We start from the raw sequence: 20,717 nt of genomic DNA, 5'->3' as shown, positions 1-20,717 counted from the left end.
ACACATGAACGCCGGGTCACGTCCATTGAACCGGCTGGCCCACGAAGCCAGTCCGTATCTCCAACAGCACGCCGATAATCCGGTTGATTGGTATCCGTGGGGCGAAGAGGCTCTCGAACGCGCCCGGCGTGAAGATAAGCCCATTCTGATCAGCATCGGGTATGCCGCCTGTCACTGGTGCCACGTGATGGCCCACGAGAGTTTTGCCGACCCGGAAGTGGCGGCTGTTCAGAATGAGTATTTCATCAATATCAAAGTTGACCGCGAGGAGCGTCCCGATCTCGACAATATCTATATGGCGGCAGCGCAAGCGCTGACCGGGCGAGGTGGCTGGCCGCTCAATGTGTTTTGTCTGCCCGATGGAACACCGTTCTTCGCCGGCACCTATTTTCCGCCCGATGCCAAAGCTGCTCGCTACCGGATGCCCGGCTGGCGGCAGGTGCTGCTCTCGGTAGCCGAGGCTTACAAAAACCGGCGGGCGGATGTAACCGCTTCCGCACACGAGCTGCTCGAACATATCAAGTTGCTCACCCGACCATTGCCTGAAACCTTTCCCCTCGACGAAGAGTTGCTGATGGCAGCAGCAGCCCAGATCGGGCGTGAATTTGATCCGCAGTACGGCGGGTTTGGCGACGCGCCAAAGTTTCCGCAGCCGGTCGTGCTGGAGTTTCTGTTGCGCAGCCATCTGCGCGGTGATGTTCAGGCGCTGCCGATGCTTCAGCAGACACTTGAGCAGATGGCGCGGGGCGGGATGTACGATCAGGTCGGCGGAGGCTTCCACCGCTACAGTGTTGATGAGCGCTGGCTGGTGCCCCATTTCGAGAAGATGCTCTACGATAATGCCCTGCTGGCTGAGGTCTACCATCTGGCGGCCCAGGTCACTGGTGATACCTTCCTCGCCAGTATTGCCGATGAGACGTTCACCTACATGCTACGCGATCTGCGCCATCCTGATGGGGCGTTCTTTAGCAGTGAGGATGCCGACAGTTTGCCGACACCCGGTGCATCCCACGCCGAAGAGGGGGCGTTCTACGTCTGGACGCCCGATGAATTGCGAGCAGCGCTGGGCGATGATGCGGTGCTGGTTGGCGCCTACTACGGGGTGACGCGCCAGGGCAATTTTGAGGGGCGTTCGATCCTGCACGTGCCACGACCGGCTGCCGCTGTTGCAGCGATGCTGGGCGTGTCGGTGGAGCGGCTTGAAGCGACCGTTGCCCGTGCCCGCCCAATCCTGCGCACCTTTCGCGAGCGACGACCCCGCCCGTTCCGTGATGAGAAGGTGATTACGGCATGGAATGCGATGGCGATCCGTGCGCTGGCAGTGGCAAGTTCTCGTGTACCGGCGTATCTGGATGCAGCGCGACAGTGTGCCGATTTCCTGCTGACCAACCTTCGCCGTGATGATGGCCGGCTACTGCGAAGCTGGAAGGACGGGCGGCCAGGACCGGCGGCGTTTCTCGATGATTATGCCCTGCTCTGCGATGCCCTGATCGAACTTCACGCTGCCGGTGGCAACACCCGCTATCTGGCTACCGCCATCGATCTGGCCGATGCGATGATCGAACTGTTTTGGGATGATCAGGCCGGCATGTTTTTCGATACCGGTCGTGATCAACCCACCCTGGTTACCCGGCCACGTGATTTGAGTGATAATGCAACACCGTCCGGTTCATCGGCGGCCACGGTTGCCCTGCTGCGGCTCTACGCTATCACCGGGTGCGAGAGCTATGAAACGCGGGCCATGCAGACGTTGCAACAGACAACACCGCTGCTCAAGCGATTTCCGTTAGGATTTGGGCGTATGCTGTGTGCGGCTGATCTGGCGCTCGGGCCGCTGCGCGAGCTGGCGATTATCGGCCCGCCTGATCATCCGGTGACGCAGGTGATGCTGGCAGTGGCGCGATCTGCGTATCGTCCCCGCCTGGTTATTGCGCGAGCCATGCCCGACGATCCGGTCGTCGCGCTCAGCCCACTTCTGCACGACCGCCCGATGGTTGATGGTCAGCCGACCGCTTATCTCTGTGAGCAGTTTGCCTGTCAGATGCCGGTTACGACGCCAGAGGCACTTCAGGCGCAGTTGGGGTGAGTGGGAGATAGGAGATAGGGGATAGGAGATAGGAAAGAGGGGATAGGAAACCTTGTGTGGCAATGTGAACGGGCGCATGCACTGTTCGTAGGGTTATGTAGGGGCGGGTTCAGAACCCGCCCCTACACGAATCATGCCGGTAATCCTCACGGAATCATTGCGATGGACAATCACAGATCGCCGCATCGCTGGCGCCAGGACGCGATACACAGAATCGCTCAAGATTTGAAAACAGCGCAGGCATGACACACCAGAACTTATTTCAAAATATCTCAATTTATTCCTGACCGACTCTATGATCGTGACGATCACACCCGGCATCCACGTGACCAGCAGGGTCAACGGCGCACCACACGCTTGATCGTAAGCACGGCTGCTGCGGCAGCATGGCTGCCGCACTCCAAACGCTGCGACACGGGTATGACAGGCGGGAAAGACCACCAATCCGGCGTATGCAGGCACGACCGGAGCTGCGCTCTGTCAATGGGTCAGGAGCGATAGCTGTCGTTGGTGATTGGCAAGGTTCATGCGCTTGTGCGACAGTTTGGGAGCGCGATAGCACAGCTTTTATGAAATAACTTCCAGCCAACCATCTCCCGACCACTACTCCTGAGTACGGATGAGCACCACCGGCGGCTCGCTGGTGGTGTTTCAGCAGGGGGTTAGGAGCACTGCAAGCTGTGCCTATTTATAACTCCACTTGCTCACCATCCCGTACCTGCTTGCGTCGCCCCGCAGATTTGTTATGATGCTGCTAGCACTGATTGCAACAGACCGGTAGTGATCAGAATAAGGTGCTGATACTGCATGCACATTCTCCACGTTGTTCAACTCTACTGGCCGGCGCCAAGCGGCGCGGCCCGTTATTTTCAAGAAATCGGGAAGCGGCTGGTCACAGAAGGTCATCGCGTCACGGTGCTGGCAACTGACGCCTTCGATCTCGAACACCTTTGGATGAGCGGGAAACGCCGAATTCCTGAACCGGTTGGTGAGCACGATGGTGTGGTTATACGGCGGCTGCCGATCCGGCGGTTTCCTGCGCCAGCTATCCTCTACCCCATCATCCGGCGCCTGATGGTGGAATTGGGCCGGCTGGGCCGTCCCGCCATCCCGATCCTCCGTCGATTGGCTACCGTAACCCCACAGCTTCCCGATCTGGAGGCATTCCTGGCCGACCCCTATCTCGCTGATGTCGCGGTGGTGCATACTACCAACATCACCCTCGATTTTGCACTCATCCCGGTTGTGCGCTGGGCAAGGCGCCGTGGTCTGCCCCACCTTTGTACCCCCTTCGTGCATTTGGGCGAACCGGGAAGTGAGCAGGTGATACGCTACTATGCGATGCCACATCAGCTTGATCTGTTACAGCAGGCAACCTGGGTAGCGACGATGACCGATCTGGAGCGAGCATACCTGATACGACGTGGAGTAGCGGCACAACAGATCGTGACGGTTGGGGCAGGGGTGAACCCGGCTGAAGTGACCGGAGGTGATGGTCAGCGCTTCCGCGCAATTCATCACATCCATGGACCGCTGGTTTTGAGCCTGGGGGTTGCCGCTTTCGATAAGGGTACCGTGCATACGCTGGCTGCGATGCGTCAGTTATGGGCACAGGGCAGTCATGCGGTGTGGGTGCAGTGTGGACCGGCCTTTGGTGGTTTTGCCGAGACAGTCGCTACCCTCAGCCCGGATGAACAGGCGCACGTGCGTGTGCTCGGTTATGTTGATGATACGACGCGCCGCGATGCACTGGCGGCAGCCGATCTCTACGTGCAACCGTCACGCACTGACAGCTTCGGGATCACGTATCTCGAAGCGTGGTGTAACGGGGTTCCGGTGATTGGTGCCCGTGCCGGGGGCGTCCCTGCGGTTGTGCGACATGGTGTTGATGGCTTGCTGGTGCGGTTTGGCGATGTACCGGGTATCGCAGCGGCTATCGACCGCTTACTGCGTGATAGAGCACTTGCCCGCGCTCTCGGTGCTGCCGGACAAGCGCGGGTCTGGCGCGAATTGACCTGGGATGCCGTCTATCAGCGGATTCGCCCGCTCTACATGCATCACTTCAGTGAACATCGTCACGGGTGATTTCCATGAGAATACGGTCGTAACGCTGCCCGTCGAACAGTGTTGCCCCTCGCAGCCGGCCTGCTTCGCGAAAGCCGGCTGCCAGATAAGCGCGACGGGCACGTTCGTTGAAGCCATGCACCCATAACCTGATACTGTACAGGTTGAGGTAGCGAAACCCATACGCGACGAGTAGGCGGACAGCTTCACGACCGTACCCCTGCCCCCAGACCGTTTTGTCGCCAATAGCAATACCCAGCTCGGCGGTGCCGTGCAATAAATCGATGCTTCGCAGATTGCACGTACCTATCAATTGCTCATTGGCACACAGCACTATCGCAAACGAACGTTCACTGTCCTTTGCCGTCGTGCTCTCAGTAATCCACTGCTGTTCTTGCTCCAGGGTAAAACTACGCCCCTGCTGCCCCAGGAGAGTGGTGAATTCCAGATCGGCAAACCATTGCGCTAAAAGCGGAGCATCTTCAGCAAAGACGTGGCTCAAAAAGACCTTCTCGCCGGTCATCACCTTTGGACGGGGGCGCAATGACGTGATCATAGTTTCCTCCTGGGCAGGCTGCTATTCGTCGTCTTCACTCTTCATTAGCCGGGCGTAACTATCGTACCGGTCTGCCGCGATGTCACCCCGCTCCGCTGCGGCACGGACAGCACAATGCGGTTCGTGAAGATGGGTGCATCCGGCAAAGTAGCAGTCGTCGAGAAATGGGCGAAATTCACGGAAGCACCAGGCCAGATCACGTTCTGGCACATTCCACAGCCCAATCTCCCGAATACCCGGTGTATCGGCCACATAGCCGCCGCCCGGCATATTGAGCGGGATCAACTCGGCAACGGTTGTTGTATGGCGGCCCTTGGTCAGTCGCTCGCTGACCTCGCCTGTGCGCAGGTTAAGACCGGGTTGAATGGCGTTGAGCAGGCTGCTCTTGCCAACACCCGATTTGCCGGTGACCACACTGATACGTCCGGCCAGTTGGCTGCGAAGTTCGGCAATGCCCTCGCCACTCACAATGCTGGTGTAAAAGACAGGATAGCCAATCCGGGCATACGGACTAAACATCGCCTCAGCCGTACTGCGCTCCAGCAGATCGATTTTCGTAGCGACAATCACAACCGGCAATTCACTGTGTTCGCATATCACCAGATAGCGGTCAAGCATGCGCGGCGTGAACTCAGGTTTGATGCAGGAAAAGACCAGCAATACCTGATCGACATTCGCAACGATCACGTCCTCTTTGTAAGCACCGCGTGGCCCGGCGGCCCGTCGGGCTAGCCGGCTGCGACGGGGCAAGACTGCCTCAATCGCCCCCTGACCATTGCCAACCGGCATGACCTCAACCTGATCGCCGATCACCACCAGATCGGTGGGCTGCCGCTCTTTCTTCAAACGCCCGCGCAACCGGCATTCGAGGACACCCTGTTCAGTCTGCACCCAGAAGAAGCCACTCTGGGCACGCAAAACGGTGCCAATCAGTCGGAGCGTTTTCTCCGTGGTAGTGGATGTATGAATGACAGCGGGTGCAATATTACGACTCATCGATGCGCACCTCCAGCCGATGAACACCTGCTATGTCAAAAGCTATACGCATGATCCGCTCAATCAACGTCACCGATGGTACATTGTCCGGTGTTGCTGCCGTTAGCGTCGTCTGCGCACGACGTTTCCGCTGCGATTGCGGTGGATAATATGATAACGAGCCATCTCGTTCAAGAATAATCACGATAGTCTCCTCCACGTCTGGTTTTATCCGGGGTTCGGCGATGCTAGCAATGGCGTCATATGCCGACATAGCAATCTTCCTTTCTGGTGTCATGCCGTAAACCGCTGCGACGAACGAACCGTGACGTGGAGGAAATACAAAGGGCTGTGATGCGTCGGCAACGCCACAGCCCCATAAAAACGGGCCGTGGGTACCTTTAGCTTCCCACAGCCCATCAGTACGACAGGTTATCCCTGGTCAGCCTGCGCTGTGCGAAGCTCCTCTCACATCAGCGGAGTCGTTCGTCATCACCACAACGGTGGCAATCATTATGTCCTGGTTGGTGATGAGTATCATGAACGTCCTCCTCTGAACGAATACGAACCGCTTGCCCGTGAAGCATAGCACGTCAACGGATTGCTGTCAATGGGATGATACTCAGTCTTTGTACGGAACTGCGAGAATGTGTTGCAAGGTGGAAATGGCAACATTACGCCCGCAGAGCAAGACCACGATCCGTTTGCCAGCAAGATGGGTGATCTGACTTTCGAGCAGGGCTGCCACCGTCACCGCAGCACTCCCTTCTACAATCAGATGGTGTTCGTCGATTAACCAGCGCATAGCGCGAGCAATGGCAGTCTCCTCGACCAGGATCATCTCGTCTAAAACCTGTTGCAGGATCGGGAGCGTGATGGTATCGCTGGCGATACCTCCGGCCAGACCGTCGGCCAGCGTTGGTTCATCAGGTACCGGAATGACTCGCCCGGCCCGTAACGCCGCCGCCATAGCCGCGGAAGCGGCTGCCTGTACGCCAATAATGCGGACGTGCGGGTTCATTGCTCTGGCCCAGATACCAACGCCGCTGGCTAACCCACCGCCACCGACCGCGACTACCACCACATCGACGTCGGGCAATGCCTCCCAGACCTCAATTGCCAGCGTTCCCTGCCCGGCAATCACTGCCGGGTCGTTGTAGGGTGACACAAAATGCCAGCCGTAGTGGGCTGCCAGCCGGAGTACTTCGGTTTCAGCCTCGTCGTAGCCGGCACCGTGCAATATCACCTCAACCGGATAGCGTCGCAATGCGGCGACCTTTGCCGGTGAGGCGGTGGTCGGCACCACCAGGGTGGCCGGCGTACCGGTTAGCGCGGCGGTATGGGCAACACCGAGCGCGTGATTGCCCGCCGAGCAGGCCACGACGTGCGTGGCAGGTGGTAACTGGCGCAGAGCATTGGCTGCACCACGCAGCTTAAAACTGCCGGTCACCTGTGCCAGTTCCAGCTTCAACCAGACCTCGGCACCGGTCAGGGCGCTCAAGGGGCGACTCACCTCAAGCGGGGTTGGTTGAACGATACTGCTGATGCGACGGCGAGCAGCCAGGATGTCGGCAGGGGTAATGGTTTGCTCAGTGGACATCGCTTCATTCCCTAGCGGCTACGCATGACCGCGGATCGGTTTCGGGCGGTAGGGTTCCTCTAAACGCTGAATCTCTTCAGGCGACAAGTTCACATCGAGGGCAGCAACGGCTTCTTCAAGCTGATACATCTTGGTGGCACCGATAATCGGCGCCGTGACTTCGGGCTTGTGGAGAAGCCAGGCCAACGCGATTTGCGCATTGCTCACCCCGCGTTCGCTGGCCAGTTCGCTAACCCGCTCGACGATGACGTAGTCGCTGGCATCATACATTGCGTGCGAGATGGTATCTGAACGACCACGCACGGTCGCCGCGCCGGTGCCCTGGGGACGATTACCGGCCAGAAAACCTCGCGCCAGCGGACTCCACGGAATAACCGCCAGCCCGGCATCGCGACACAGCGGGAGCATCTCACGCTCTTCCTCGCGGTAGACAAGATTAAGGTGGTTTTGCATCGACACAAAACGCGCCCAACCGCGCCGTTCCTGAATCCCCAGCGCCTTCGCCAGTTGCCAGGCGAACATGCTGGAAGCACCGATATAGAGCGCCTTGCCGGCCCGCACCACATCATTCAACGCCTCAAGCGTTTCTTCGATGGGGGTCTCGTAGTCCCAGCGATGAATCTGGTACAGATCGACATAATCCATCCCCAGTCGGCGCAACGAGGCATCGATAGCTTGCATAATATGCTTCCGCGACAGACCACGGTCGTTCGGGCGGTCGCTCATCGGCTGATAGACTTTGGTCGCGATGACCAGCTCTTCACGGCGTACCCCCGAATCACGGATTGCCCGCCCCAGAATCTCTTCGCTTACCCCCAGTGAATACATATCGGCGGTGTCGAAGAAATTAATACCCAGCTCTAGTGCGCGAAAGATAAACGGACGGCTGGCGTCTTCATCGAGTACCCATTCGCGCCACTGGGGCGAGCCGTAGCTCATACAACCCAAACAGATACGCGAGACGTGCATGCCGGTTGAGCCAAAACGGGTGTACTGCATACCAGCTCCTCTTTTTCAAACATCGGGTAACGGTAGTATTATAGCGGAGATGGGCAACGGTCCAGAGCATGTCTGTTACACCACACATGCACCCGGCGCGGTATGTGAATGGGGAAGCACGGCTACCGTACCCTATCGACACAATACTTGCATCGCTGGGAGTCTAAGGGGAATGATCCAACAGGGTCTCTCGGTGTAAATTTGTTCACAGATCGCATAGACACGGTATCGCCTGCTTGACCGCACTGCAAGCGCGTGATAGATTTAATCTATTATGACAACTGTTATCATTCTTCCCGGTCGCGAACGACCGATTATACAGCGACATCCATGGGTCTTTTCCGGTGCTATCGCCGAAGTACGTGGTAATCCCGCGCCCGGCGATGTTGTTGATGTATGCGCAAAAGATGGGAGCTGGCTGGCTCGTGGGTTCTGGAGCAATACGTCGCAACTGCGGGTGCGGCTGGCGAGCTGGGATGCAACCCAGTCTCTCGATGAAACCTGGCTCCGCGAGACCATTGCCCGGGCGGTAGCCGGACGCGAATACTGGCTTCAGAACCCGGCGATTGCCTGCCGGCTCGTGTTCAGCGAGTCGGATGGGCTGCCCGGCCTGATTGTTGACCGCTACGGCTGCTATCTGGTGATCCAACTGCTCACACAAGCGATGGCGGTGCGCGCCGATCAGGTAATTGCAGCGTTAGTCGATCTGCTGGCACCACGCGGTATCTACGAGCGGAGCGATGCTGAGGTACGTGAAAAGGAAGGTCTACCACCGGCGGTTGGCTTACGCTGGGGCGAAACCCCGCCGCGATTGCCGGTCACGCTCATCACTGCGCTCGATCAACCGGTTACCGAACGGCGCATGTTCGCCGACCTGCAAACCGGCCAGAAGACCGGTATTTACCTCGATCAGGCGATCAATCACCTGCGGGTGGGGGCGTATTGTGCGGACGCTGACACCCTCGATTGTTTCTCCTATGCCGGCGGCTTCGCCCTGGCCGCTGCGCTGGCCGGTGCTCGCCAGTTGACACTGGTTGATGCCAGTGCTGAAACGCTGGCGTTGGCGGCTGATAATCTTCGGCTCAACAACCTGTCAACACCAGCGACCTTTGTCGAGGGTGATGTGTTTCAGGTGTTACGCCGGTATCGCAGCGAGCAGCGTCAATTTGATGTCGTTATTCTCGACCCACCGAAATTTGTTCATCAACAGGCGCATTTACAGCGGGCGACACGCGGCTACAAAGATATTAATTTGCAGGCACTCCACCTGATCCGACGCGGTGGCATTCTGGCTACCTTTAGTTGTTCGGGGCTAGTTTCAGCCGATCTGTTTCAAAAAATCATCTTCGGGGCGGCGGTTGATGCCGGTCGCGATGTGCAAATTCTGGAGCGACTGACGCAAGCGCCCGATCATCCGGTATTGCTGAGTTTTCCTGAAGCGGAATATCTCAAAGGATTGATCTGCCGGGTGTGGTAAACTATAGACACTCGTATGTAGTTGCAGAGCAGGTATGAACTTCACGATCTTTGAAGATGGTCACATCGCCAGCCCGACCGGCTTTCGCGCCACCGGTGTTTCCGCCGGGCTAAAAGAAGGCAGTAAAGCTCGCGATCTGGCACTCGTCTACTCGCAGTACCCGTGCCGGGCAGCAGCATTGTTTACCACCAGTGTCTTCAAAGCTGCACCAGTCTTTCTCAGTCAGGCAATTTTATTGCGCAATCACGATGCCATTCGCGCCGTGTTGATTAATGCCGGGCAAGCTAATGCCGGTACCGGCCAGAGCGGGTTGAATGATGCTATCGAATGCGCCAAGATCACCGCTGATGAACTGGAGATACCGCGCGATTCAGTATTATTGATGTCAACCGGGTTGATCGGGGTGCCGCTCCCGATGCAACGGATGCGCAACGGGATCAGGCGGGCAGTGAGCGAACTTGACAGCAATGGTGGTCGTCGCGCAGCCCTGGCAATCTTAACCACCGACACCCGACCCAAAGAGCGGGTACTGCGCGTCACCTTGCGCAATGGCCCTCGCTTCACCCTGGCCGGCATGGCGAAGGGCACCCGCATGATCCATCCGCGCCTAGCTACCGTGCTGGCGTTGATTACTACCGATCTGGCGATCAGTCAACCTCTCTTGCAACGGGCACTGCACCAGAGCGTCGAGCGCTCATTCAACCGGCTCAATATTGATGGCGATTGCAGCCCGAACGATAGTGTTATCATGCTGGCCAACGGTGCCATCGATCATCCACCCATTACCGACTCCAGCACCTGGGAGTTTGGGGTGTTTCAAGAAGCACTCGATTTTTTGTGTGCAGATCTGGCCGGGCAAATCGTGCGCGATGCCGCCGGTTCTGGTAAAGTAATAAAGGTAGTGGTGCAAGGGGCAGCCGATGAAGCCACCGCCAGCGCAATTGCCCACACCGTTGCCCGCTCTGGATCGGTACGTGCGGCTTGTCGGCGTCATTCATCCGATTGGGGAGCACTCCTGGCGGCAATTGGGGCCAGCAACGTTGAATTGCGCCCCGATCTCCTCGACTTACGGATTGGAACGGTGCCGGTCATGCTCCGCGGGGCACCTGTTCCTTTCGACCCGACGATGTTGGTGCAGACGATGTCAGGCCCGGAAATAGAACTGCTGATCGATCTCAACCTTGGCCCGGCTGAAACAACCGTCTGGACCTGCACCTGGACAGATGGGTAAATCAGTATGGAACATCTTCTGCCATTATTTCCACTCGGTTCGCTCCTCTTCCCCGGCGGCACAATGAGTCTGCACATCTTCGAGCAACGTTATCGCCTGATGATTGGGCGCTGTCTGGCCGGGGAACAACGGTTTGGGATCGTCTTGCTCCGCCGGGGACACGAGGTCATTGAAGGGCGTGTGGTTGATGTTGCCCCGGAGCCATACGATGTTGGCACCGTTGCGGTCATTCAGGAGTATCTCAAGCTGGAAGATGGCCGTTACCTGTTGCACGTGATGGGTCAGCAGCGCTTTCGCATCCTCCAGATCATCGACCAATCACCGTATCTGGTAGCAAAAGTGCAGTTGCTTCCCGAAATGATCGATAACGAGAGTATCGCTGCGGCAACTGAACTGCGCAATACCTATCAGCGGTACTGGGAGCGCATTGCTACCATTACCGGAACCGAGATCGAGGTCGAGTCGTTGCCGCTCGACCCGATCAAGCTGGGGTACATTCTAGCTGACCGGTTGCAGATCGATATGGCCCAGAAACAACGCTGGCTGGAAACCGAGGTCACCGACCGTTTACGCAGCTTGACTATGGCCCTGCGGACGGAGATGGCGATCTTGCCGCACGGCCCGCAGGGGCTTGATCCGTCGAGCCTGTTGGGTGGTTGGAACAGTTTGAACTGATTCATCAACAAAGTCATGATCATCGGTTCTTGCACAATCCATCTCCACATTGCTACTGCACAATCGCTGAAAGAGAAGCGCCAGGTTTTGCGCTCACTTATTGCCCGGATTCGCAACGAGTTTAACGTTTCGATAGCTGAAATTGATGATCAAGACCGCTGGCAAAGTGCACGGCTCGGCGTGGCCGTGGTTGCCACCGACCGTGTGCACGCACAACGGCAGCTCGAATCGGTCGTCCATTTCATCGAGCGGCAGCGCCCCGATTGTCCTTTGCTGACCTACGAGATCGAGATGCTATGATGGGGCAAGCGGGCTGGTTAGGTCATTTTCAGCACAATTCACGGCTATCAGACGCACGCTGTGGACGCATACGAGGCTCTGAGCTATGACCGACGATATTCATCCATTCCCACTGCTGGCGATGGTCGGTCAGACCGAGTTGAAAACGGCATTAATCCTTGGCCTCATCAATCCACAGGTAGGTGGCATCCTGCTCAGTGGCCCCTACGGCGTTGGCAAAACAACGGCAGTTCGTGCCCTGATCGACCTGATGCCATTCGTTACGCGCGAACACCCGGATGCCGATGGGAAGACGATAGTTGAGCGGATGCGGCTGATTGAACTCCCGCTCAATGCCCGCCTCGACGACGTGGTGGGTGGGATTAACGAGCGGGTGGCCCTCGAACAACGAATTGTCCGGCTGGAAGAAGGGATTCTGGCCCGTGCCCACGGCAACGTCTTGTACGTCGATGAGATCAATCTACTCGACCAGGCCGTCGTCGATGCCATCCTCGACGCTGCGGCGCAGGGACGGACATTCGTGCGGCGTGGTGCTATGGTGCGTCTCTTCCCCAGCCAGTTTGTGTTAATCGGCTCGATGAATCCAGAAGAGGGCGCACTGCGGCCCCAAATCCTCGACCGTTTTGGCTTGCGAGTATGGGTAGCTCCGGTAAACGATCAGCGTGCTCGGCTTGAAATTTACCGGCGGGCACGTGATTTTCGCAACGATCCGGCAGGATTCCGGCAGGCATACGCGGCTCAAACGGCTGCGCTGGCCGAAGAGATTATGATCGCTCGTGAGATACTTCCCCATGTCACGATCCCGCCTGAACTGGAAGAGCAGGCACTGGCCCTGGTACAACAGTTGCGCATCCCTTCCCATCGGGCCGAGATTGCGCTCCTCGAAGGTGCACGAGCACGGGCCGCCGCCGATTTTCGCAATGTCGTCAACACTGAAGACATTCGGCGGATTGCACCGCTGGCACTAACATGGCGGCACAGCGACTGGTTTGATCGGCATACTGCCGGTATCCAGGCTGAACAAACGGCCATCAATGCTGCATTAGACGCCCTGTTCCCGCTCGCCGAAACCGGACGGCGGCGTAGCCGGCGCAGTACAGTGCGGCAGATTGAGGAAGGTGATACCTGATCCAGATGTTTGTCTGACAACCAAAATGAGGATAAGCATAGAAGCGATGGCACGTGCCCACCTCAGCTGCTTATCCTCAGCCACACAAAGAGCGCACCCGACAAAAGACAGCAATCATTCAGTCTCGGTCAAAGCCATACCGGCATCATCGGCAAAACTGTACACAACGATATTAAAGCGCTCGGCAACCTTCCTGGCCCGTGCATCCACCATCGGCGAAATTACCATCAACTGATCGGCTTTGCGCTCGTGGCGGCGTTCGTACCAGCGCACCTTCCGCTCAAACAGGTACATATCGGCCTTACTCATTGACGATTTGATCTCGCAGATGAGTAGAGTACCATTCTTTATGATCAGATCAAGTTCAATCTGATCGGGGCGACCGAACACCTCTCCCGTCTCGTCGTACTCGTTCACCTGAACCACTTCGAGATTGAAGAAATCGGTGAGAATGCCGCGCAGCGCATTACGGAACGTCTCCTCTGAATGCAGCCCCCAACGAGCACCGAGAGCGCCAATCGTCGAGTCGAATTTTCGCTCGACCGCGTCCAATCGCCGGGCTTGCTCCGCCCACTTACGCTCAATTTCCGCGTGTCGCTCATCCATCTCACCCAATCGGCGAAGCATTTCCCGGATTTCCTTCTGGTTCTCTTCCCAGCGGCGATCATTCTCTGCCCAGCGTTGGGCCTGCTCTTGCCACCGCCGATTCTGTTCTGCCCATTGCTGAGCCTGCTCTTGCCACCGCCGATCCTGTTCTTCCCACCGTTGGGCTTGCTCTGCCCAGCGTTGGGCCTGTTCTTCCCAGCGCCGATTCTGTTCTTCCCGCATTTGGCGCAACTCTTCGAGCACGCGATCAAACCGGCTCTCTGTTTCTGAGCGACCGGCGAAATACTTCTGGGTGAGTTGCAGGATGAGCCGCTGCACTTCCGGGTCTGTCTCAAGGAGTGCAGGCAATTCTTGCAAGATTAATGCTCTGATTTGCTCGCGTTCGAGAGGCATGATGTGATCCTTTGATGCGCAAGCGCAGCATATTGCAAAATTTGTTCTATTTTTTGATTATACCATGCGCGACTGCATTGTGTGAGGAAAAAAGTGCAAACGCTCTAAACGAATTTGCAGGCTTCCCGAACAAGCTGATCGCTGCGGGAAGAGCGACTGTAGTGAAGCAACCAGACTTTCCTCATCAACACGCCGCTCACACCGTTACGTCACTGTCGGTCGGTTTGACTGATAATTCAGATAGCGCTGTTCGGTCACCGCCTGGGCCAAACGCTCAACCGCGATGTAAATGTCGCGAAAACTGGTGTAGAGCGGCGTAATGCCGAGTCGGATGTTATCGGGAGTACGAAAATCGGGCAGCACATTCAGCTCATTGATCAGAGCCAGATCAATACCAAGACCGGCAGGATGGCCGAGCGAGACGTGTGAACCTCGACGCGCCGGATCGCGGGGTGAGTGGAACGTGTAACCGAGCGGGGCCAGCCGCTGCTGCCACAACTCAATCAGGTATTCGGTTTGGGTAATCGATTTGGCCCGCAAGCGCTCAATCCCGGCGGCCAGAACCAGATCGACACCCGGCTCGATCAGCGCCAGCGACATGACAGGTGGTGTACCGGTAAGAAAGCGGCGCAGACCGGCTGCCGGCGCGTAATCCAGATCAAAATTGAACAGATCACGCTGCCCCATCCAGCCACTAATCGGGTTGATCAGACGTTCCTGCAGATCGCGCCGAATATACAAAAATGCCGGGGCACCGGGACCGCCATTCAAATATTTGTAGCAACAACCAACCGCGAGATCAACACCACTACCGTTGAGATCAATCGGCACCGCCCCAACCGAGTGACTCAGATCCCATATCGTCAACGCGCCAACCGCATGGGCAGCCGCAGTCAGGGCTTTCATATCGTAGAGAAAGCCACTTTTGAAGGTAACGTGGGAGAGGGTTAGCAGGGCTGTGTTGTGGTCAAGCAGGCTCAGAATCGTCTCAACCGGACCGTGAATGCCATCGGCTGAATACGCCAGGGCAATTTCATGCTCCGATCCAAGCAGATCGACGGCACCTTGCAAGATGTAGAGGTCTGAGGGAAAGTTGAGGTCATCGCTGATGATCCGCATCCGACCCCGTTGCGCCCGCAGGGCAGCCACGACCAGCTTAAACAAATTGACCGACGTACTATCGGCGACAATCACCTCATCTGGTGCAGCCCCAACCAGACGGGCGATTTTAGCCCCGATCCGCTCTGGCAGTTCAAACCAGCCCTCATTCCACCCGCGAATCAGACGCCCGCCCCACTGTCTTCGCACCAGATCATCGGCCAGATCAACCGTAGCACGCGGCAACCGTCCCAGCGAGTTGCCGTCCAGGTAGATCATATCCGGTTCAAGGTTGACAAACGCCTGCTGCATACCGGCCAAATCATCAGCCGCATCAAGCTGGTCTGCATAGGCACGATCCAGGGGCTCGGTCATGACCATTTCCTTCCAAAGCTCTACAACAATACGTGCTTACTACCACACCTTATGGCACAGGTGTTGGCATGAGTGTCGGTACCGGAATCCGTATCGGATCGAGCAGCAGCGGGGGGGTTGGCGTAACAACCGACGTTGGGGCCGGTGTGCTGCCACCCGGCAGATCGATCACCTGACTCACCAGCAGAATCAGTACCAGACTGGCGATCAGCAGGGCAATGATCTGGGGGCGCAGACGCATCCGCCGCGCCAGTTCCTGTATCCGCTTCGTTGGGGCACCAACACTGGTTGTGATCGGGGCAAATCGTGGCTTGCGCTGAACCGGTGTCGTTGCGCGCACCGTGCGCACTGCTTCCGGTGGTGCCGGCGCAATCGGTGGTTCACCCGGACGGAAGAGTTGCTCGCCACCGGGGGCCAGGTAAAGTTGCGGCGCACTCCAGGACTCTTGAAGGGTGGCTAGCTCAGCTCTGCCCATGGTTACCGCAATATCCACCGGTTCACCGCTGGCCAGCGCGTGATAACAGACCGTACTCCAACGCGCCTGCGCAGGAGTACTGAGATTGGGTAAAGCAACAACCGCCCGCCCATCGAGGTGATGCAGGCTAGAGACGAAGTTGACACAGCTCTCAACAGCATTGCCCGCTACCGTCAACAGACGCAGATCATCAATACCGACCAGAAATTCAGCCAGCTCACCGGCAGTAACTGCTCGCCCCAGACGCATCCGTGCGGCCTGCCGGGGCGGCTGCTCACATTCACCTATCAGATGCAAGATATGGCGTGGCTCTGCTGCCAGTTCAGCGACAATCTCGTCAGCCGTTGCCTCACGCAGACGATCCACCACCAACAGGCCGGCCCGTACCGGTTCGATAAGGGCTTCACCTAAAGCGTCGGCCACTGCATCGTGGCCACGGGCCACTGCAATCAAGACTCGCAACGGCCCTGCGACCCGGCGCGGTGGCAGCGGATGAATGAAACGAGAACTGATACGTACCAGGGTGTAATCGTCGCGAATCGCGGGCTGCCAGCACTGATCGCCACTGCTGAGTGTAACACTCTCCCAGGGCAAAACCGTCAGCTCAGGCGCAGCCACCTCTAGCCGTAATTGCATCCGTGCTTTATGGTCAACAGCTTCACGTGCCGTTTCGATCAATAATTGCCGGATTGGTGTCGGAAACAGCCACTCACCCAGCTCGTTACCGGTGATGCTCGCTCCGGCAAACGGAGGCATGATCACCTCCGCGCTGCGGCCAGCACAAGTTGCCCGCAGCGGATAGCCCTGCGGGGTACGGGCACTCACAAGAATATGAAATGGAATAATGATCTCTTGCATGCCTGTGTACTGGTATCGGTGGTTTGCCTTTGAATATAACACGCCTGGTGAAGACTGTCTACCAGTTTTTCGGTGCGTTGCCTGGCAGGCCAGTAATGGCTTGTAATTTGTGAGTGGACAAACAACAGGAAGGTTGGTGCCATGCTACAAGCGAAATGCCTGTTGAGTGAGCATTGAAGAACCGTCTACAACAATACAACACCGGGCTACTCCACATGAGATCAGCAAACCCGCACTCTTCGCGAGTGCGGGTGTATAGGTCTGGACTACAGCTTTTCGTCCCACTGCCCTGATAGCCAGACATCGCCGAAAAAATCAGTTCTAACGCTTACTAACCAAAAACTGACTGAGCCAGATCAGGATCACAGAACCGATAGTTGCCACAACGATACTACCCAGGAAACCGGCATTTCCCTGAATACCCAGCAGTCCAAAGATAAACCCGCCAACGAAAGCTCCAATCAGACCAAGAATTAGATTGCCTGCCAGACCACGTGAGTTCTTCGTTAGTTTTCCGGCCAACCAACCTGCAATCAGACCTACGAGAATCCAGGAGATGATACCACCAGGTTGCAGAGTCATGGTTGCCTCCTTACATCTTCATCATTCTCCTTGTATACGAAACATTCCTACTGTAACATCTGAAAAACAGTGTTGTCAATAGTTGCCACCAGTACTAATCGAATAGTATGGATACTTGCCGATCACAGACAGGAAGCAACCGGCATACTAATACCTCACGTATGAATGGGAGGTTTATGAACAATACGGTATAGTCCCCTGCAGAGCGACCATGGAGAAATGTGCGACAACATCTCCCCGCCACCAGACCAACCCCGCAGGGGCTTTCAGGAATTGAAATAGGGTGTTCATCACTCAACCGATTAACCCGCTACCCTTCGCAACACCGTTAACTTGCGCAGCTCCAGGCAATCCGTAAGCTGCGATACATCCCCATCGCCATCAGGTTCTCATCACCGGTTACGAGTAATCTGTTGTGCGTCAACTGTCCCTTGTTCTACAAACCCGCTCCCCACCGACTCGTCAACTCAGCAACCAACGCATACCGTGCCCGTACATCGGCCAGTAGTGCCTCATCAACCACCTGCGCATTGCGGTAGACCTGCTTGTCAAGCATCTGTGCCGGATCGCCAGACGGCCAGATCCGCCACGAGTCGTTGTCGATGACATCGGCCACCAGTAGATCACCCTGGGCAGTACGGCCAAATTCAATCTTCAAATCAACCAGGGTTACGTCAAGTTGCTGCCACGCTGCTTCCAGGGTTACAAAGACCTTTCTTCCAGTGTCCGTCATCTGCTCGACTTCAGCAGGGGTTGCGATCCCCCGGGCAATGATCTCTTGCGGAGAGATTTGTGGGTCATGATGGGCATCATCTTTAAGAAAAAACTCCACCAGCGGCGGATCGAAGCGCTGCCCGGCGGCCTCTGGATGACGTCGCAGGTATGATCCAGCCGGTAATCGCCGCATCACGACTTCGAGCGGGATCATCGTACAGCGTCGCACCACTGTTAACCTCGGCTCAGGCGCATCAACAAAGTGGGTGGCAATCCCGGCCCGGTTGAGCAACCGAAAGACATTGGCTGTCGTCTGCCCGGCTAGCGCTCCTTTGCCCTCAATCACACTACGCCGGGCACCATCACCAGCGGTAATCCCATCTTTGTGATAAAGAATCGCCAGCCCGGCATCGGTCGGGTGAGCGTACACAATTTTAGTTTTCCCTTCGGTCAAGACATAGCCGAGTTCCATTGCTGCCTCCTTCAGGCATCAACCAGCCGTACTTCAGGAGTTGCGGTCACTCGTCCAACCAGACAGGCATCGGCAATAGTAGCGAGTGCGCTTGCCGCAGCATCGGCAGGAACGATGACCAGCATCCCCAGACCCATATTCAGGGCATGGAACGCTTCCCGCTCGTCAAGTCCACCAATATCGACCAGCAATTGGCAAATCGGGGGAATAGGCCAGCTTCCCCGCACAATCTCGGCCCCCAGACCAGCAGGCAGCACGCGGGGAAGGTTGTCGTAAATGCCGCCGCCGGTAATGTGACAGAGCGCTTTCACCGGCACGGCGGCTCGTAGCGCATGCACCTCTGCCAGGTAGCAGCGATGGATGGCCAGCAACGCTTCACCGATGGTCTGACCGTTAAGGATTGACGGACGGGCCGCATAGCCATCGGTCGCAAAGTGGTGCGCCACCAGCCGACGGGCAAGCGAATAGCCATTGGTGTGCAAGCCGGTACTGGGCAAGGCCAGAATCGCATCGCCGGGCACAATATCAGGGCGCGGCAACATTGCTGTTCGTTCCACAATCCCCACAATCGTCCCGGCCAGATCGAACGCCCCCGGCGCGTACACATCCGGCATTTCCGCCGTTTCACCACCGATCAGAGCACAACCAGCCGCCCGACACCCCTCGGCGACACCGGCCACAATCGCAGCCACCTGTGCCGGATCGAGTTTAGCGACAGCGATATAGTCGAGGAAGAACAGTGGCCGCGCTCCCTGCACCAGAATATCATTCACCGCGTGATTGACCAGGTCTTGCCCAACCGTATCGTACCGCCCCAACGCTGCGGCAACCAGCGTTTTGGTGCCTACCCCGTCGGTACTGCTGACCAGAACGGGTGCCTGCATCCCGGCCAGCGCCAGTGCCGCATCGAAACATCCACCGAAAGCTCCCATCCCGGCCAGCACTGCCGGCCCGTGTGTACTCCGCACTGCTGCTGCCATCAGCTCTTTCGCCCGCGTTGCCGCAGCAATATCCACGCCGGCTGCACTATATTGCGACATAGCTACTCCTCGTCGAGACGTGCGCAGAGGCGCGCAAACGCCTCACTTTCCGCCCGGAAGACGTGTTGTACCTGCACGGTTGTGACGCTGCTTGCGCCGATAGCGCGTAAATAATCAATGGCCGGCAGTAGTTCCTCTTGCGGAACTACCACATTAACAGCGTACCAGCCACTGTCACCGGAAAACTTACTCCAGACCGGCGCGATGGTTGGCCCCTGCAAGCCGGCCAGCTCGTGGCGTGCGGTGACTTTCCGCCCCACCTCTTCCACCGAAGCCCCAGGCAGATTAGCCGTCAGCGAATAGAACAGGCGGCCCCGTCGACGCGCCTCAATCAACTCACAGAGCTGCCGCACCAGCTCCAGCCGATGACGATTGCCACGCAATGCCCGCCGCGACCCAATCAAGATGGCCTGGGAACGAATCAATGGCCCGCCAACAATCTTCAACTGATTTTCCCGGATTGCCGTGCCAGTTTCGGTAATATCGGCAATGATGTCGGCGTACCCCAGACTGGGAGCCGCCTCGGTTGCACCCTGCGACTCAACCAGCTCGAAGACATTTATCCCCTGCGCATAGCAGAACCGCCGGACAGTGTTAGGATATTTGGTCGCAATCCGCAAGCGCCGCCCGCGCGACTGAAACTCAACCGCCAGATCGGCCAGATCGGCCCACGATGTCACATCAATCCAGCTTTGGGGCACAGCAAAGACCAGCTCGACCCGCCAGAAACCGAGATCATCAATGATCGTCAACACATCATCGTCATCATCACCGCGTAGCTCGTGGAGCAAATCGTAGCCGGTCACCCCCAAATCGATAGCGCCCTCGGCTACCTTGAGCACAATATCAGCCGGTCGATGGAGCAAGACCTCGGTATTGGGTAGACCGCGCAGCACCGCGGTATACTGCCGGGGATTGGCGCGGGTCACCCGCAGCCCACAACTTTCGAGCAACGCAATGGTTGACTCGTAGCCGGAACCTTTGGAAGGGATAGCAAAACGGAGTGTCATAG

19 protein-coding genes are annotated in these 20,717 nt (G+C 57.4%); 7 read left to right on the top strand and 12 right to left on the bottom strand.

Going from position 1 to position 20,717, the window contains the following annotated elements; genetic code table 11:
• Positions 1–4 precede the first annotated feature (4 nt).
• Together VAE57_RS12350 and VAE57_RS12345 are read left to right on the top strand one after the other, a co-directional pair.
• Complete coding sequence (locus VAE57_RS12350) at positions 5–2,086, top strand: thioredoxin domain-containing protein (protein WP_416208451.1); 2,082 nt, start codon at positions 5–7, stop codon at positions 2,084–2,086.
• 807 nt (positions 2,087–2,893) lie between these two features.
• Positions 2,894–4,171 carry a glycosyltransferase family 4 protein gene (locus tag VAE57_RS12345; protein WP_322822178.1) on the top strand — a complete coding sequence of 426 codons (1,278 nt, stop codon included), beginning with the start codon at positions 2,894–2,896 and terminating at the stop codon, positions 4,169–4,171.
• Here VAE57_RS12345 and VAE57_RS12340 read toward each other — a convergent pair.
• The 5 genes from VAE57_RS12340 to VAE57_RS12320 all read right to left on the bottom strand — a co-directional run bounded on the left by VAE57_RS12340 (position 4,149) and on the right by VAE57_RS12320 (position 8,280).
• Positions 4,149–4,706 (bottom strand): GNAT family protein, encoded by a 558-nt coding sequence (locus VAE57_RS12340; RefSeq protein ID WP_322822177.1) that lies wholly within the window; start codon positions 4,704–4,706, stop codon positions 4,149–4,151. The two genes, VAE57_RS12345 and VAE57_RS12340, sit on opposite strands and share 23 nt — an antisense overlap.
• A gap of 21 nt (positions 4,707–4,727) precedes the next feature.
• Positions 4,728–5,702, bottom strand: a complete 975-nt coding sequence (rsgA, locus tag VAE57_RS12335; RefSeq protein WP_322822176.1) for a ribosome small subunit-dependent GTPase A — start codon at positions 5,700–5,702, stop codon at positions 4,728–4,730.
• Positions 5,692–5,955 (bottom strand): hypothetical protein, encoded by a 264-nt coding sequence (locus VAE57_RS12330; protein WP_322822175.1) that lies wholly within the window; start codon positions 5,953–5,955, stop codon positions 5,692–5,694. Before VAE57_RS12330 ends, rsgA begins: the two co-directional genes overlap by 11 nt.
• 348 nt (positions 5,956–6,303) lie before the next feature.
• The gene (locus VAE57_RS12325) at positions 6,304–7,281 is read right to left on the bottom strand and encodes a threonine/serine dehydratase (RefSeq protein WP_322822174.1); all 978 of its coding nucleotides are present in this window, start codon (positions 7,279–7,281) and stop codon (positions 6,304–6,306) included.
• Between the two features lie 18 nt (positions 7,282–7,299).
• Positions 7,300–8,280, bottom strand: coding sequence for an aldo/keto reductase (locus VAE57_RS12320; RefSeq protein WP_322822173.1), 981 nt, complete (start codon positions 8,278–8,280; stop codon positions 7,300–7,302).
• 274 nt (positions 8,281–8,554) lie between these two features.
• Here VAE57_RS12320 and VAE57_RS12315 point away from each other — a divergent pair, with 274 nt between their 5' ends.
• The 5 genes from VAE57_RS12315 to VAE57_RS12295 all read left to right on the top strand — a co-directional run bounded on the left by VAE57_RS12315 (position 8,555) and on the right by VAE57_RS12295 (position 13,092).
• A complete protein-coding gene (locus VAE57_RS12315; protein WP_322822172.1) occupies positions 8,555–9,757 on the top strand; it encodes a class I SAM-dependent rRNA methyltransferase in 1,203 nt (400 codons plus the stop codon).
• Positions 9,758–9,791: 34 nt separating this feature from the next.
• Positions 9,792–10,988 carry a bifunctional glutamate N-acetyltransferase/amino-acid acetyltransferase ArgJ gene (argJ, locus tag VAE57_RS12310; RefSeq protein WP_322822171.1) on the top strand — a complete coding sequence of 399 codons (1,197 nt, stop codon included), beginning with the start codon at positions 9,792–9,794 and terminating at the stop codon, positions 10,986–10,988.
• 6 nt (positions 10,989–10,994) lie between these two features.
• A complete protein-coding gene (locus VAE57_RS12305) occupies positions 10,995–11,663 on the top strand; it encodes an LON peptidase substrate-binding domain-containing protein (protein WP_322822170.1) in 669 nt (222 codons plus the stop codon).
• A gap of 15 nt (positions 11,664–11,678) precedes the next feature.
• Positions 11,679–11,963: a DUF503 domain-containing protein gene (locus VAE57_RS12300; RefSeq protein WP_322822169.1), complete on the top strand. Its 285-nt coding sequence runs from the start codon at positions 11,679–11,681 to the stop codon at positions 11,961–11,963.
• An 85-nt stretch (positions 11,964–12,048) separates the two neighbouring features.
• Entirely contained in the window at positions 12,049–13,092 is a 1,044-nt protein-coding gene (locus VAE57_RS12295; RefSeq protein WP_322822168.1) for an ATP-binding protein, read from the top strand.
• A gap of 114 nt (positions 13,093–13,206) precedes the next feature.
• On the opposite strand, the gene VAE57_RS12290 is transcribed toward VAE57_RS12295, so the two are convergent.
• The 7 genes from VAE57_RS12290 to hisG form a co-directional block, all read right to left on the bottom strand.
• Positions 13,207–14,091: a PD-(D/E)XK nuclease family protein gene (locus tag VAE57_RS12290; protein ID WP_322822167.1), complete on the bottom strand. Its 885-nt coding sequence runs from the start codon at positions 14,089–14,091 to the stop codon at positions 13,207–13,209.
• A 204-nt stretch (positions 14,092–14,295) separates the two neighbouring features.
• Positions 14,296–15,564 (bottom strand): kynureninase, encoded by a 1,269-nt coding sequence (kynU, locus tag VAE57_RS12285; protein ID WP_322822166.1) that lies wholly within the window; start codon positions 15,562–15,564, stop codon positions 14,296–14,298.
• 49 nt (positions 15,565–15,613) lie between these two features.
• Complete coding sequence (locus VAE57_RS12280) at positions 15,614–16,897, bottom strand: polysaccharide deacetylase (protein WP_322822165.1); 1,284 nt, start codon at positions 16,895–16,897, stop codon at positions 15,614–15,616.
• 321 nt (positions 16,898–17,218) lie between these two features.
• A complete protein-coding gene (locus VAE57_RS12275) occupies positions 17,219–17,479 on the bottom strand; it encodes a GlsB/YeaQ/YmgE family stress response membrane protein (RefSeq protein ID WP_322822164.1) in 261 nt (86 codons plus the stop codon).
• Between the two features lie 436 nt (positions 17,480–17,915).
• A complete protein-coding gene (locus tag VAE57_RS12270) occupies positions 17,916–18,665 on the bottom strand; it encodes a phosphoribosylaminoimidazolesuccinocarboxamide synthase (RefSeq protein ID WP_322822163.1) in 750 nt (249 codons plus the stop codon).
• A gap of 11 nt (positions 18,666–18,676) precedes the next feature.
• The gene (gene purM / locus VAE57_RS12265) at positions 18,677–19,705 is read right to left on the bottom strand and encodes a phosphoribosylformylglycinamidine cyclo-ligase (RefSeq protein ID WP_322822162.1); all 1,029 of its coding nucleotides are present in this window, start codon (positions 19,703–19,705) and stop codon (positions 18,677–18,679) included.
• 2 nt (positions 19,706–19,707) lie between these two features.
• A complete protein-coding gene (hisG, locus tag VAE57_RS12260; RefSeq protein ID WP_322822161.1) occupies positions 19,708–20,715 on the bottom strand; it encodes an ATP phosphoribosyltransferase in 1,008 nt (335 codons plus the stop codon).
• Between the last annotated feature and the right edge of the window lie 2 nt (positions 20,716–20,717).

The sequence above is a fragment of the Chloroflexus sp. genome, assembly GCF_034434295.1.
Lineage (GTDB): Bacteria > Chloroflexota > Chloroflexia > Chloroflexales > Chloroflexaceae > Chloroflexus.
This window is presented reverse-complemented; position numbering and strand designations above follow the sequence as displayed.

Bases quoted from the DNA above. Each gene is read 5' to 3' on its own strand.
- VAE57_RS12350 (WP_416208451.1), top strand. From the start codon at position 5: ATGAACGCCGGGTCACGTCCATTGAACCGGCTGGCCCACGAAGCCAGT.
- VAE57_RS12345 (WP_322822178.1), top strand. From the start codon at position 2,894: ATGCACATTCTCCACGTTGTTCAACTCTACTGGCCGGCGCCAAGCGGC.
- VAE57_RS12340 (WP_322822177.1), bottom strand. From the start codon at position 4,706: ATGATCACGTCATTGCGCCCCCGTCCAAAGGTGATGACCGGCGAGAAG.
- rsgA (WP_322822176.1), bottom strand. From the start codon at position 5,702: ATGAGTCGTAATATTGCACCCGCTGTCATTCATACATCCACTACCACG.
- VAE57_RS12330 (WP_322822175.1), bottom strand. From the start codon at position 5,955: ATGTCGGCATATGACGCCATTGCTAGCATCGCCGAACCCCGGATAAAA.
- VAE57_RS12325 (WP_322822174.1), bottom strand. From the start codon at position 7,281: ATGTCCACTGAGCAAACCATTACCCCTGCCGACATCCTGGCTGCTCGC.
- VAE57_RS12320 (WP_322822173.1), bottom strand. From the start codon at position 8,280: ATGCAGTACACCCGTTTTGGCTCAACCGGCATGCACGTCTCGCGTATC.
- VAE57_RS12315 (WP_322822172.1), top strand. From the start codon at position 8,555: ATGACAACTGTTATCATTCTTCCCGGTCGCGAACGACCGATTATACAG.
- argJ (WP_322822171.1), top strand. From the start codon at position 9,792: ATGAACTTCACGATCTTTGAAGATGGTCACATCGCCAGCCCGACCGGC.
- VAE57_RS12305 (WP_322822170.1), top strand. From the start codon at position 10,995: ATGGAACATCTTCTGCCATTATTTCCACTCGGTTCGCTCCTCTTCCCC.
- VAE57_RS12300 (WP_322822169.1), top strand. From the start codon at position 11,679: ATGATCATCGGTTCTTGCACAATCCATCTCCACATTGCTACTGCACAA.
- VAE57_RS12295 (WP_322822168.1), top strand. From the start codon at position 12,049: ATGACCGACGATATTCATCCATTCCCACTGCTGGCGATGGTCGGTCAG.
- VAE57_RS12290 (WP_322822167.1), bottom strand. From the start codon at position 14,091: ATGCCTCTCGAACGCGAGCAAATCAGAGCATTAATCTTGCAAGAATTG.
- kynU (WP_322822166.1), bottom strand. From the start codon at position 15,564: ATGACCGAGCCCCTGGATCGTGCCTATGCAGACCAGCTTGATGCGGCT.
- VAE57_RS12280 (WP_322822165.1), bottom strand. From the start codon at position 16,897: ATGCAAGAGATCATTATTCCATTTCATATTCTTGTGAGTGCCCGTACC.
- VAE57_RS12275 (WP_322822164.1), bottom strand. From the start codon at position 17,479: ATGACTCTGCAACCTGGTGGTATCATCTCCTGGATTCTCGTAGGTCTG.
- VAE57_RS12270 (WP_322822163.1), bottom strand. From the start codon at position 18,665: ATGGAACTCGGCTATGTCTTGACCGAAGGGAAAACTAAAATTGTGTAC.
- purM (WP_322822162.1), bottom strand. From the start codon at position 19,705: ATGTCGCAATATAGTGCAGCCGGCGTGGATATTGCTGCGGCAACGCGG.
- hisG (WP_322822161.1), bottom strand. From the start codon at position 20,715: ATGACACTCCGTTTTGCTATCCCTTCCAAAGGTTCCGGCTACGAGTCA.